This window comes from Serratia sp. X10 (genome assembly GCF_017811775.1).
GTDB classification, from domain to species: Bacteria; Pseudomonadota; Gammaproteobacteria; order Enterobacterales; family Enterobacteriaceae; genus Serratia; species Serratia ureilytica.
In genome coordinates this window covers 29,315-41,836 of the sequence record NZ_JAEIOH010000002.1, presented here as the reverse complement: position 1 = coordinate 41,836, position 12,522 = coordinate 29,315, and the positions used below count along the sequence as shown (strand labels likewise).

Genomic DNA, 12,522 nt, shown 5'->3' with positions numbered 1-12,522 from the left:
GTGCATTATTTCGATGCGCAAAATTAATCACTCTCCGAGCCCGGTCAAGGCTGAATCGATTTACTCATCTGTCGCCGACGCGGCGAATCGGGCATAATGGGGAGCGGATTGGAACGACGTCAAAAGCCGAGTTTTTTGATCTGAAGTGCCTAACGCGTCGTTTTCTGTTGCATCAACGTTCGCCCCTGTCCATAGTCAGGCGCTATAACCAGACAAGCTAAAGTCAGGCCCCTGGGCTAAACTTTAGCTCCACAACATTAATCCAATAAGTTGGGGAAACATCAATGTTCCAGCAAGAAGTTACTATTACCGCTCCGAATGGTCTGCATACTCGCCCTGCCGCTCAGTTCGTTAAAGAAGCCAAAGGCTTCACGTCTGACATCACCGTAACCTCCAACGGCAAAAGCGCCAGCGCCAAAAGCCTGTTCAAACTGCAAACTCTGGGGCTGACTCAAGGGACCGTAGTGACCATCGAAGCTGTTGGTGAAGACGAGCAGAAAGCCGTTGAGCACTTGGTAAAACTGATGGCAGAGCTTGAGTAATCGGCCCGTCTTTTTAGTTAACACCAGTCAAGAGTAAGGTAGGGTTATGATTTCAGGCATTTTAGTATCACCGGGCATCGCTTTTGGTAAGGCTCTCTTGCTGAAAGAAGACGACATTGTCATCAACCGGAAGAAAATCTCTGCTGATCAAGTAGAGCAGGAAGTCTCGCGTTTTCTGGCCGGCCGCGCGAAAGCGTCCGAACAGCTGGAAGCGATCAAGACCAAAGCTGGCGAAACCTTCGGCGAAGAGAAGGAAGCTATCTTCGAAGGCCACATCATGTTGCTGGAAGACGAAGAGCTTGAGCAGGAAATCATAGCCCTAATCAAAGACGATCTGGCCTCCGCAGACGCCGCCGCCTACACCGTGATCGAAGGCCAGGCCAAAGCGCTGGAAGAGCTGGACGACGAATACCTGAAAGAACGCGCCGCCGACGTGCGCGACATCGGCAAACGCCTGCTGCAGAACATTCTGGGCATGCCTATCGTCGATCTGGGCTCCATTCAGGACGAAGTGATCCTGGTGGCCACCGATCTGACCCCGTCCGAGACCGCACAGCTGAACCTGGACAAAGTGCTGGGCTTCATTACCGATCTCGGCGGCCGCACCTCCCACACCTCTATCATGGCGCGCTCCCTGGAGCTGCCGGCGATCGTCGGCACCAGCGACGTGACCAAGCAGGTGAAGAACGACGACTATCTGATTCTGGACGCGGTTAACAACCAGATTTACGTTAACCCGACCGCTGACGTTATCGATCAGCTGAAAGCCGCCCAGAACCAATACATCACCGAGAAAAACGATCTGGCCAAGCTGAAGGACCTGCCGGCGATTACGCTGGACGGCCATCAGGTTGAAGTCTGCGCCAACATCGGCACCGTGCGCGACGTCGCGGGTGCAGAGCGCAACGGCGCGGAAGGCGTCGGCCTGTATCGTACCGAATTCCTGTTCATGGACCGCGACTCGCTGCCAACCGAAGACGAGCAGTTCCAGGCTTATAAAGCCGTGGCGGAAGCCATGGGCTCGCAGGCCGTGATCGTCCGCACCATGGACATCGGCGGCGACAAAGACCTGCCGTACATGAACCTGCCGAAGGAAGAGAACCCGTTCCTCGGCTGGCGCGCCATCCGCATCGCGATGGACCGCCGTGAAATTCTGCACGCCCAGCTGCGCGCCATCCTGCGCGCCTCGGCGTTCGGCAAACTGCGCATCATGTTCCCGATGATCATCTCCGTGGAAGAAGTGCGCGATCTGAAAGGCGAAATCGAGACGCTGAAGGCGCAGCTGCGCGAAGAAGGCAAGGCGTTTGACGAGAGCATCGAAGTGGGCGTGATGGTGGAAACACCGGCTGCAGCGGTCATCGCTCACCACCTGGCGAAAGAAGTCGACTTCTTTAGTATTGGGACAAACGATCTAACCCAGTATACTCTGGCGGTAGATCGCGGCAACGAGCTGATTTCTCATCTCTATAACCCGATGTCCCCATCAGTGCTTGGCCTGATCAAACAGGTTATTGATGCATCTCACGCGGAAGGCAAGTGGACCGGCATGTGCGGCGAACTGGCTGGCGATGAGCGTGCTACACTGTTGTTATTGGGCATGGGGCTGGATGAGTTCAGCATGAGTGCGATTTCAATCCCGCGCATCAAGAAAATTATTCGCAACACGAATTTCGAAGATGTGAAGGCGTTGGCAGCGCAAGCCTTGGCACAGCCAACGGCACAAGACCTGATGAATTGCGTCAATAAATTCATCGAAGAAAAAACGCTCTGCTAAACTTCCACGACACTGGAACGCCGCCCAATTTAATGCTTAGGAGAAGATCATGGGTTTGTTCGATAAACTGAAATCTCTGGTTTCTGATGACAAGAAAGACACGGGCACTATCGAGATCGTCGCTCCCCTTTCTGGCGAAATCGTCAATATCGAAGATGTGCCGGACGTAGTGTTCGCTGAAAAAATCGTTGGCGACGGTATCGCCATCAAACCGGCCGGCAACAAAATGGTTGCTCCGGTTGACGGCACCATCGGTAAGATTTTCGAAACCAACCATGCATTCTCTATCGAATCCGACAGCGGCATTGAGCTGTTCGTCCACTTCGGCATCGATACCGTAGAACTGAAAGGCGAAGGCTTCAAACGCATCGCCGAAGAAGGTCAGCGCGTCAAGAAAGGTGACGTCGTTATCGAGTTCAACCTGCCACTGCTGGAAGAGAAAGCCAAGTCTACCCTGACGCCGGTCGTTATCTCCAACATGGACGAGATCAAAGAGCTGATCAAACTGTCCGGCAGCGTGACCGTTGGCGAAACCCCGATCATCCGCATCAAGAAGTAATCGCGAATGAGCATGATAAACGGCGCCCTCGGCGCCGTTTTTTTTATCCCCTTCGTCGTATCCCAATCTCGCTACGTTATGACGACCAACGCGGGATACGCAGGGTAATGATCAGCCCCTCTTTGTCGCCGTTGCGCGCCTCAACCTGGCCGCCGTGCGCCAACACCACCTTGCGGGTAATCGCCAGCCCCAGGCCGTAGCCCTTGCCCGACTGCGCCGACTTCACGCGCACGAATGGATCGAAGATGCTCGACAGTTTCGACTCCTCTACGCCCGGCCCCTGATCGCTGACGGCGAGCTGGAACTGGTTGTCGATGCGCAACAGCGCCACAGTCACCCGCTGGCCCTGGCTGGAGAAGCGCAGCGCATTGCGCACAATGTTGTCCACCGCGCGCCGCATCAGCTCCGCATTGCCCTTGACGGTATACTCCACGTCCGACTCGGCCTGCAGCACGATCTCCACGCCGGGCACCTGCGCCTCGTAGCGCGCATCGCTCACCACCGCGTCCACCAGGCCGTACAGATCGAAGTACTCCTCGTCCGGCAGGCTGCTGTGTTCGGTGCGCGACAGCGCCAGCAGCTCGCCGATCATTTTGTCCAGCCGCCCCGACTCATGTTCGATGCGCTTGAGCGAGGTTTCGACGTTGCCGGCATTCTGCCGCGCCAGGCCGATCGCCAACTGCAGGCGCGCCAGCGGCGAACGCAGTTCGTGCGAAACATCGTGCAGCAGCTGCTCGCGGGCGCTGACCAGCAGTTCCAGCCGCTCGGCCATGGTGTCGAAATCGCGCGCCACGTCGGACAGCTCGTCATGACGGCGCCGCATTTTCGGGAACAGCCGCACCGACAGATCGCCCTGCGCCACCCGATCCAGGCCGCCGCGCAGCTGACGCATCGGCCGGGTCAGGTTCCAGGCCAGTACGGCGCTGAACAGCAAACCGCCCAGCCCGCCGACCCACAACATCGGCGCAGGAATATTAAAGAAATGGGAACGCCGCTCCGGCCGATACTCTTCGCGCAGCCCGCGCACGTTATAACTCAGCCAGTATCCCTGCCCTTCCCCGGTCTGCACCCAGGCGGAAATCGCTTTCGGCATCCGCCGCCCTTCAAACAGCGGCTCTTCCGGCGCGGGCGGCGGCGGTTGAGTCATCGGCGTAACCGACAGCAGACGCCTGTCGTCCTCGGGCCAGTCGCGCATCAGCGCTTCCAGCGCCGGCATGCCGCCGCTGCGCAATTGGGTGGCGGCGGAGGTCAGCTGCAGGCCGATCGCCCGCCGCGCCATGGCGTTCTCCGGCGGCACATAGCGATCGCCATAAAGAGAAAATGCCACCCACAGGGCCTGCGTCATGATGAGAAAGGTCAGCCAAAAGCCGAGCAAAATTTTCCAGAACAGTCTTCCGCGCATGTCAGGTTACCGGATGCGATAGCCGATGCTGCGCACCGTTTCGATGCTCAGCGTATTGCCGGCCAACGCGCTCAGCTTCTGGCGGATATTGCTGATATGCACATCCACGCTGCGGTCATAGGCTTCACGCGGGCGCCCCAGCCCCTTCTCGGACAATTCGTCCTTAGACACCACGCGGTCCGGCGCGCGCAGCAACAGCTCCAACAGATTGAATTCCGAAGCGGTCAGATCAAACGCCTTGCCGCGCCATTCGCTGCTGCGGGTTGACGGATTCAGCGTCAGCTCGCCAACGCTGATGGCGGCCTCGTCGTCCGCTTCTTGCGGCCGTTCTTCGAAACGGCGCAGCACCGCGCGCAAACGCGCCACCAATTCGCGCGGATAGCAGGGTTTGGGCATGTAATCGTCGGCGCCCATCTCCAGACCAATCACCCGATCGATGTTGTCACCTTTGGCGGTCAGCATGATGATCGGCAGCCGGCTCTTTTTGCGCACGTCGCGCAGCACGTCGATGCCGCTCATATCCGGCAGCATGATGTCGAGGATCATCGCGGTATAGTCGCCCGACAGCGCGCCCTCTACCCCCGCCTTACCGGTCAGTACCAGCGTGGCGTCGAAACCTTCGCCCGTCAGGTATTCGCTCAGCATGGTGCCAAGCTCCAGGTCATCGTCGACCAGTAAAATTTTCATGCCTTGCTCCTTCACCGATTTTCGTTATTTTCCCGCCAATTTCGCTGGTCCGCAGCCAGTTTTACTCAATCCTTACACATCGCTCCTGGCGTCTCGCCACCGTTAGTGTGGCTGCTGTCGCGGGATTTCTCTACTTCAGTCATGGCATTGGCGCACGAGCAAGCGGCAGCCGCCGCAAGCGGGGCTGCCATCTGTCGAAAGGAAAGTGGAAAGGTTTTCCCGACGGAGTACACCGTCGGGAGGGCACGCTCAGCCGAACACGCCGGTAGACAGGTAGCGATCGCCACGGTCGCAGACAATCGCCACCACCACGCTGCCGGGGTGAGCCGCGGCGACGCGCAAGGCGCCGACCACCGCACCGCCGGAGCTGACGCCGCAGAAGATGCCTTCACGCTGCGCCAGCTGGCGCATGGTCTGCTCGGCATCGCCCTGTTCGATATCCAGCACCTGATCCACCAACTCCGGGCGGAAAATACCCGGCAGGTAAGCGGGTGCCCAGCGGCGAATGCCGGGGATGCTGCTGCCCTCCGCCGGCTGCAGGCCGATGATCTGCACCTGCGGATTCTGGCTCTTCAGGTAACCGCCCACGCCGGTAATGGTGCCGGTGGTGCCCATGCTGGAAACGAAATGCGTGATGCGCCCTTCGGTTTGACGCCAAATCTCCGGGCCGGTGGTGGTGAAATGGGCGTAGGGATTGTCCAGGTTGTTGAACTGATCCAGCACCTTGCCCTGCCCCTGACGCTGCATCTCCAGCGCCAGATCGCGCGCCCCTTCCATGCCCTGCTCACGGCTGACCAAGATCAGCTCGGCGCCGTAGGCACGCATCGCCGCCTGCCGCTCCAGGCTCATGTTCTCCGGCATCAGCAGCTTCAGCGTATAGCCTTTCAATGCAGCGATCATCGCCAGCGCAATGCCGGTGTTGCCGCTGGTGGCCTCAATCAGCACGTCGCCGGGCCTGATCTCACCGCGCAGCTCCGCCTGCTGGATCATCGCCAACGCAGCGCGATCCTTCACCGATCCCGCCGGATTGTTGCCTTCCAGTTTGACCCATACCTCGCTGCCCGCCTGGGCGGCCAGCCGTTGCAGTTTTACCAGCGGGGTATTCCCGATGCATTGTTCGAGCGTTGTCACGATCTTTGCCTGTGTGTTGGTGTGCGTAAAGTAAAAAGGCAACCCTGGGGTTGCCTTGAAGAAAAGGGCTGCTAAAACCTATCAGGCGCTTTTGGCTAACGCAACAGGTTGCAGCAGTTGATCGCCGGCATACAGCCGCGCATTGAGGCTGCCGACGTAATAACGGCCGCCGCGCACCGGCGTGGCGTTGCCTTCCGGCAGCACCACGCCGATCGGTTCCTGGTGCCAGCCGATCGGCTGCACCGTCAGCTGCCAGAAGTGGCCGCGCGGGCTGACTTCCAGCACCTGAACCGGCAGCGGGCAACGTTCGCTGCTTTCGGTCGCCACTTCCATTTCCCACGGGCGCAGGAACAGATCGACGCTGCCCTGATGCATCGGCTGGAACGACAGCGGCCACTGGTGCGCACCGACGAACAGCTGGGAGCCGCGAATTTCGCCGTTCAGACGGTTCACTTCCCCCATGAATTCCAGCACAAAGCGGCTCGCCGGCTCGCGCATAATCTCCTCCGGCGAGCCAACCTGTTCGATATTGCCCTGGCTCATCACCACGATGCGGTCGGCCACTTCCATCGCCTCTTCCTGATCGTGGGTGACGAACACGCTGGTGAATTTCAGCTCTTCATGCAGCTGACGCAGCCAGCGGCGCAGCTCTTTGCGCACCTGCGCATCCAGCGCGCCGAACGGTTCATCCAGCAGCAGAATCTGCGGTTCCACCGCCAGGGCGCGCGCCAGCGCCACGCGCTGTTTCTGGCCGCCGGACAGCTGCGACGGATAGCGGGTAGCCAGGTGGCCCAGCTGCACCATGTCCAGCAGCTGAGTGACTTTCTGTTTGATCGCCGCGGCGTTCGGGCGCTCGCGGCGCGGCAGCACGGTCAGGCCGAAGGCGATGTTGTCGAACACCGTCATGTGGCGGAACAGCGCATAGTGCTGAAATACGAAGCCCACGCGCCTGTCGCGCGCGTGCATGTGGCTGACGTCGGTGCCGTGGAAGCCCAGCTTGCCGCCGCTCTGGCTTTCCAGCCCGGCGATGATGCGCAGCAGCGTGGTCTTGCCGGAACCGGACGGCCCGAGCAGCGCCACCATTTCGCTGGAAGCAATATCGAGCGAGATATCGTTCAATACCTTGGTGCGACCGAAGGACTTGTTGATGCCGTTAATCTCAATGCTCATGATTTTCCTCCCGCTCGAGACGCGCGTTTTGACGTTCCAGACGCCACTGCAGCGCGCTCTTCAAAAATAGGGTAACGATCGCCATCAGGGTCAACAGGGCGGCGGCGGTAAAGGCCCCGACGGTGTTGTAATCCTGCTGCAACAGCTCGACCTGCAGCGGCAGGCTGTAGGTTTCGCCGCGAATCGAACCGGACACCACCGACACCGCGCCGAACTCGCCGATGGCGCGCGCGTTGGTCAGCACCACGCCGTACAGCAGCGCCCAGCGAATGTTGGGCAGCGTCACGCGGCGGAACATTTGCCAGCCGGACGCCCCCAGCAGGATGGCGGCCTCATCTTCCTGGCTGCCCTGGCTGAGCATCATCGGCACCAGCTCGCGCACCACGAAGGGACAGGTGACGAAAATGGTCACCAGCACCATGCCCGGCCAGGAGAACATGATCTGGATGTTATGCGCATCCAGCCAGCCACCCAGCAGGCCGTTGCTGCCGTAAAACAGCAGATAAATCAGCCCCGCCACCACCGGTGAAACGGCGAACGGGATATCGATCAGCGTCAGCAGCAGCTGGCGGCCGGGGAAGGTAAAACGCGTCACCAGCCACGCCAGCAACGTGCCGAACACCAGGTTGAACGGCACGGTGATCAGCGCGATCAGGACCGTCAGCCAAATGGCGTGCAGCATGTCCGGATCGAGCAAATTGCTCCACATCGCGCCGAATCCTTTGGAGAAGGCCTCGGCGAAAATCGATATCATCGGCACCACCAGCAGCAGCACCGAAAACAGCGTGCCGATGCCGATCAGCGTCCACTTGCCCCAGTTGACGCGCGGGCGCTCGGCGCCGTTGAAGGCGGAAATATCAGCCATCAGTGCCCTCCTCCCAAACGTCTGCCGAAGCGGCTTTGCAAGACGTTAATGCTGAACAGCAGCAGCAGCGACGCCGCCAGGATCACCGAGGCGATGGCGCTGGCCGCCGGGTAATCGAACTCCTGCAAACGCACAAAAATCATCAGCGAGGTCACTTCCGTCTTCCAGGCGATGTTGCCGGCGATGAAAATCACCGCCCCGAACTCGCCCAGACTGCGGGTAAAGGAAATGGCGGTGCCGGCCAGCAGCGCCGGCGCCACCTCAGGCAACACCACGCGGCGAAAACTCTGCCAGCGCGTGGCGCCCAGCGTCTCGGCCGCCTCTTCGTACTCCGGCCCTAACTCTTCCAGCACCGGCTGCACGGTACGCACCACAAACGGCAGGCTGGTGAACGCCATCGCCACCGCGATCCCAAGCCAGGTGAAGGTGACCTTGATGTCGAAGTGCGCCAGCCACTGCCCGTACCAGCCCGTGGTGGAAAACAGGCCGGCCAGCGTCAGGCCGGCTACCGCCGTCGGCAGCGCGAACGGCAGGTCGATCAGGCCATCCAGCAGCGAACGGCCGGGAAAGCGGTAGCGCGTCAGGATCCAGGCCATCAGCATGCCGAACACCGCGTTGAACAGGCTGGCGACAGCGGCCGCCAGCAGCGTCACTTTGTACGCCGCCACCACCTGCGGGTTGGAAATCACTTCCCAATATTGCGCCAGGCTCATCTGCGCCAGCTGCATCACCAGCGCACTGAGCGGCAGCAGCAGGATCAGACAGGTATAAAACAGGCTGCTGCCGAGGCTGAGGCCAAATCCGGGCAGCACCCGCTTACTGGACGACAACGCCAACATTTACTTGCGCCCTGCCGCTAACAGCTGATCCAGCTCGCCGCCGGTGGCGAAGTGGGTTTTCATCACCTGCGGCCAGCCGCCGAATTGATCTTCCACGCGGAACAGTTGGGTGTCCGGGAATTGCCCCTTGGCCGCCGCCATCGCTTTCTGGTCATACACGCGGTAGTAGAAACTGGTGATCACCTGCTGCGCCGCCGGGCTGTAGAGATAGTTCAGATAGGCTTTGGCCGCTTGTTCGGTGCCGTTGCGCGCGACGTTTTTGTCGACCCAGGCCACCGGGAACTCCGCCAGAATATCGACCGGCGGCACGATCACTTCGTACTTGTCTTCACCGTATTGCTTGCGGATGTTGTTCACTTCGGACTCAAAGCTGATCAGCACGTCGCCCAAACCGCGCTCGACGAAGGTGGTGGTCGCGCCGCGGCCGCCGGTATCGAACACCAGCACGTTTTTCAGGAAACGGGTCATGAAGGCGCGGGTCTTGGCCGCATCGTTGCCGTCGGCCTGGCTGGCGGCGCCCCAGGCGGCCAGATAGGTGTAACGGCCGTTGCCGGAGGTTTTCGGGTTCGGGAACACCAACTTCACGTCGTCGCGCACCAAATCGTTCCAGGTGTGGATGCCCTTCGGGTTGTCCTTGCGCACCAAAAACGCCATGGTGGAATAGAACGGCGAGCTGTTGTTCGGCAGACGCGACTGCCAGTCCGCCGGGATCAGCTGCCCGCGATCGTGCAGGATCTGCACGTCGGTGACCTGGTTGTAGGTCACCACGTCGGCGCGCAGGCCCTGCAGGATCGCCAACGCCTGCTTCGACGAGCCGGCGTGCGATTGTTTGATGGTCAGCTTGTCATTCGGATGCTGCTGATTCCACTGCTGTTCAAAGCCGGGATTCAGCGCGACGAACAATTCACGGGAAACGTCATAAGAGCTGTTCAGCAATTCCGCCGCCGACGCGGCGCCGCTCGCCAACAGCGCAGCCGCCAGCCAACTTTTCAGCACGAGATTTTTAACCCGGTTTTGTTTCATTCTGCACCTTATCACTGAGTCATTCCTTCAGGCTTTCGCCTTATTGACGACCAGTGTATTTATAACTCGGTGCGGAGCTGTAACGCTTTTATATACCGTTTAGTGATTTACAAGCATCAAACGCTATAAGGCAGGAAATGCGAGGCGTTTTGGGGCGGGAAAACAGACCGAAGCCGGACGCGCCGGCTTCGGCAACGGCGTCAAAGTGACAGCAGGCGCGTCAGCGATGGCGCAAAGTAGTAGCTGCCGGTGACCGCACGGCTGAAACGCAGCATTGCGTCGCGTTTGCCGTCCAGATCGCCGAACATGCTCAGCAGCTGCTGCTCGATATTGTGCAGGCGCGCGCAATAGGCGATGAAGAACAGGCCGTGCTTGCCGCTGGCGGTGCCGTAAGGCAGGCTCTGGCGCAGAATCTTCAGGCCCTTGCCGTCCTCTTTCAGATCGACACGGCTGACGTGCGAAGTATCCGGACGCCGATCCGCCGGCAGCTCTTCGCTGTCGTGCTTGGTGCGGCCGATGATCTGCTCCTGCTGTTCGGTGGTAAAACGCTGCCACTGGCGCAGGTTGTGCTCGTAACGTTGCACCAGCACGTAGCTGCCGCCCGCATCCTCTTCACCCTCGGCGATCGTCGCCACTGCCGGGCGCTGGTCGCCCTGCGGGTTTTCGGTGCCGTCGATGAAGCCGCTCAGATCGCGCTCTTCCACCCAGCGGAAGCCGTGGGTTTCTTCCTCAATCTTGATGACGCTGCCGAACGCCGCCAGCGCGGCCTGCGCCAGCGTGAAGTTGACGTCGTGGCGCAGCGACTGGATGTGGATCAGCATATCGCGCTGGGTGGCCGGCGCCAGCCCTTTGCCGAGCGGCGTGAACGGCTTCAGCTCTTTCGCGCCCTGGCCGCTGGAGAGATCGTGCCAGACGTCGTAGCCGAAAGCGATCACCGCGCCGAGGCGCGCATCGGGGAACTGCTGCTGCAGCTCGCTCAGCGTCTGACAAAACTGTTTGCAGCCCTGGCGCAAATCGGCGAATTCGCCCTGTACGCTGGCTTCCATAAAAATGGCGAAACGGCAGTGCTCCAGCAGAATGCCGCTCTGAACCTGTGTCATGTTGTTATCCTCAATACCAGAATCCGGCAACAGGTAAGGTATGGCGGTTGACGCGCGGGGTCCCTGTTACAAACGCGCGCTATCATACCGCAAGCACAGGCGATTGCCTTGCAGCAGCGCAAAGAAAATAGGGGTAATGATTTGGACAAGCAGGCGCCGGGAACCGGCGCCCGTTGAACGCGTTACTGCTGCGGCTTGGCGTGCCAAATGATTTTGCTGACCGTCCAGCTTTTCAGGGTGTCGTCCGGCGGGATGATATCCTGCGCTCCGGCCCACTTGCCGCTGAAGATGTAGGTGACGTATTTGCTCTGCTCCGCCACGCACTCCACTTTACCGGCGTCTTCACCGCTGCCCGGCTTACAGGAGCCAAACGCCTTGCTGTACATGTCGCCAAACGGCGTGCCGAGCTTGTTGCCCCACTCCGTCGCCACTTTCGGATCCATCACGTCCACCCGCTGCAGGCGCCCTTTCGGTTCGCCGGTGATCACCAGCTTCACTTCGTCGCCGGACAGCGCCTGATAGTAAGAGACGATCTGGCCGTTGTTAGTCGCCATGCCGCCGCGCAGGCGGTAGTTGCCGTCCAGCCCGTCGTTGATGGCGCTTTCCGACATCGGCGTGCCGGCGTTGAGCTTGCCGACGCCCTTGGCGCCGACTTCCAGGCTGCTGCCGAACCAGTTAAACGGCGACAGGCTGGACCAAGAGAAATTAGACATGCTCGAACAGCCGGTCAGTAACAGCGGAAGCCCTAACAACAGGGGGCGAATATTCATCTCTAGCTCCTTAGACATCAATGGCATGGGGCGGGTCACCCGCTCCTGCCGCATTCGGCGTTTTGCTGCGTGCCAGCCTCTCACAACGGCCCGCACTACGCCAACGGTTGCCAGCTTGGAGTGCGGAAAATGCGAAAAGTGCCGCACTTCTCGGCAATTAGTCGGCGCGCTCCGCTGGCGCGAAACAGGCTTTCAGACGCGCATTCAGCAGCAGATAGCTCAGCGCCAGCGCGTCGAGCAGCGCCAACGTCAGCTCCAGCCCCGGCGCATCGCCGTCCTGGCGCCACAGGCTGAACAGCGAGCCGCCGAACGACGCCAGCAGCGAGACAGCCAGCCCCCAGCGCCAGCCGCGCCACAGTCGCGGCCACTGGTGGCGACGGCCGCTCAGCAAAAACGCCAGCGCCGCCGGCAGACCGAGCAGCATGCCGTACCAAAAGCGTTGGGTATCCGGATAAAACAACGCCAACAAGCTTTCGCCCTGCTCGCGCGAAGCGCCGGCCATCACGAACAACAGCCAGGTGCGCGCCTGCAAAATCAGCACGGCCCAAAATCCCAGCGGCAGCCGCAGCGCGCCGTGCTGATCGTAATCGTCCGGGGAAAACCGGGGTGAGAATGGCTTCAACGCTCGTTCCTTGCCAACAGAATAAAGACTATGGCTAC

At 60.3% G+C, this 12,522-nt stretch carries 13 protein-coding genes; 3 read left to right on the top strand and 10 right to left on the bottom strand.

The window, feature by feature from the left end; genetic code table 11:
• Window positions 1–284: 284 nt before the first annotated feature.
• Genes ptsH through crr form a run of 3 tightly spaced genes read left to right on the top strand, consistent with a single transcriptional unit; the run spans window position 285 to window position 2,875 of the window.
• Window positions 285–542 (top strand): phosphocarrier protein Hpr, encoded by a 258-nt coding sequence (gene ptsH / locus J9788_RS05650; RefSeq protein ID WP_024484477.1) that lies wholly within the window; start codon window positions 285–287, stop codon window positions 540–542.
• A 46-nt stretch (window positions 543–588) separates the two neighbouring features.
• Window positions 589–2,316, top strand: a complete 1,728-nt coding sequence (ptsI, locus tag J9788_RS05645; protein WP_004936461.1) for a phosphoenolpyruvate-protein phosphotransferase PtsI — start codon at window positions 589–591, stop codon at window positions 2,314–2,316.
• A 49-nt stretch (window positions 2,317–2,365) separates the two neighbouring features.
• Window positions 2,366–2,875 carry a PTS glucose transporter subunit IIA gene (crr, locus tag J9788_RS05640; RefSeq protein ID WP_004936467.1) on the top strand — a complete coding sequence of 170 codons (510 nt, stop codon included), beginning with the start codon at window positions 2,366–2,368 and terminating at the stop codon, window positions 2,873–2,875.
• Window positions 2,876–2,951: 76 nt separating this feature from the next.
• Here the strand turns inward: crr and J9788_RS05635 are convergent, their stop codons facing one another.
• The 10 genes from J9788_RS05635 to J9788_RS05590 all read right to left on the bottom strand — a co-directional run bounded on the left by J9788_RS05635 (window position 2,952) and on the right by J9788_RS05590 (window position 12,484).
• Window positions 2,952–4,277 carry an ATP-binding protein gene (locus J9788_RS05635; RefSeq protein ID WP_046896251.1) on the bottom strand — a complete coding sequence of 442 codons (1,326 nt, stop codon included), beginning with the start codon at window positions 4,275–4,277 and terminating at the stop codon, window positions 2,952–2,954.
• A gap of 6 nt (window positions 4,278–4,283) precedes the next feature.
• Window positions 4,284–4,964 (bottom strand): response regulator transcription factor, encoded by a 681-nt coding sequence (locus J9788_RS05630; protein ID WP_033652557.1) that lies wholly within the window; start codon window positions 4,962–4,964, stop codon window positions 4,284–4,286.
• 249 nt (window positions 4,965–5,213) lie between these two features.
• The gene (gene cysM, locus J9788_RS05625; RefSeq protein ID WP_033644334.1) at window positions 5,214–6,095 is read right to left on the bottom strand and encodes a cysteine synthase CysM; all 882 of its coding nucleotides are present in this window, start codon (window positions 6,093–6,095) and stop codon (window positions 5,214–5,216) included.
• Window positions 6,096–6,176: 81 nt separating this feature from the next.
• Window positions 6,177–7,265, bottom strand: a complete 1,089-nt coding sequence (gene cysA, locus J9788_RS05620) for a sulfate/thiosulfate ABC transporter ATP-binding protein CysA (protein WP_182265497.1) — start codon at window positions 7,263–7,265, stop codon at window positions 6,177–6,179.
• Complete coding sequence (gene cysW, locus J9788_RS05615) at window positions 7,255–8,130, bottom strand: sulfate/thiosulfate ABC transporter permease CysW (protein WP_182265498.1); 876 nt, start codon at window positions 8,128–8,130, stop codon at window positions 7,255–7,257. The genes cysA and cysW overlap by 11 nt, the downstream gene beginning before the upstream one ends.
• Window positions 8,130–8,969, bottom strand: coding sequence for a sulfate/thiosulfate ABC transporter permease CysT (cysT, locus tag J9788_RS05610; protein WP_033652561.1), 840 nt, complete (start codon window positions 8,967–8,969; stop codon window positions 8,130–8,132). The genes cysW and cysT overlap by 1 nt, the downstream gene beginning before the upstream one ends.
• Window positions 8,970–9,992, bottom strand: coding sequence for a sulfate ABC transporter substrate-binding protein (locus J9788_RS05605; RefSeq protein WP_046896247.1), 1,023 nt, complete (start codon window positions 9,990–9,992; stop codon window positions 8,970–8,972).
• A 200-nt stretch (window positions 9,993–10,192) separates the two neighbouring features.
• Window positions 10,193–11,092, bottom strand: coding sequence for a Dyp-type peroxidase (locus J9788_RS05600; RefSeq protein WP_046896246.1), 900 nt, complete (start codon window positions 11,090–11,092; stop codon window positions 10,193–10,195).
• Window positions 11,093–11,274: 182 nt separating this feature from the next.
• Window positions 11,275–11,862 (bottom strand): RpoE-regulated lipoprotein, encoded by a 588-nt coding sequence (locus J9788_RS05595; RefSeq protein WP_094141701.1) that lies wholly within the window; start codon window positions 11,860–11,862, stop codon window positions 11,275–11,277.
• A gap of 157 nt (window positions 11,863–12,019) precedes the next feature.
• Window positions 12,020–12,484, bottom strand: a complete 465-nt coding sequence (locus J9788_RS05590; protein WP_033652563.1) for a DUF2919 domain-containing protein — start codon at window positions 12,482–12,484, stop codon at window positions 12,020–12,022.
• Window positions 12,485–12,522 lie beyond the last annotated feature (38 nt).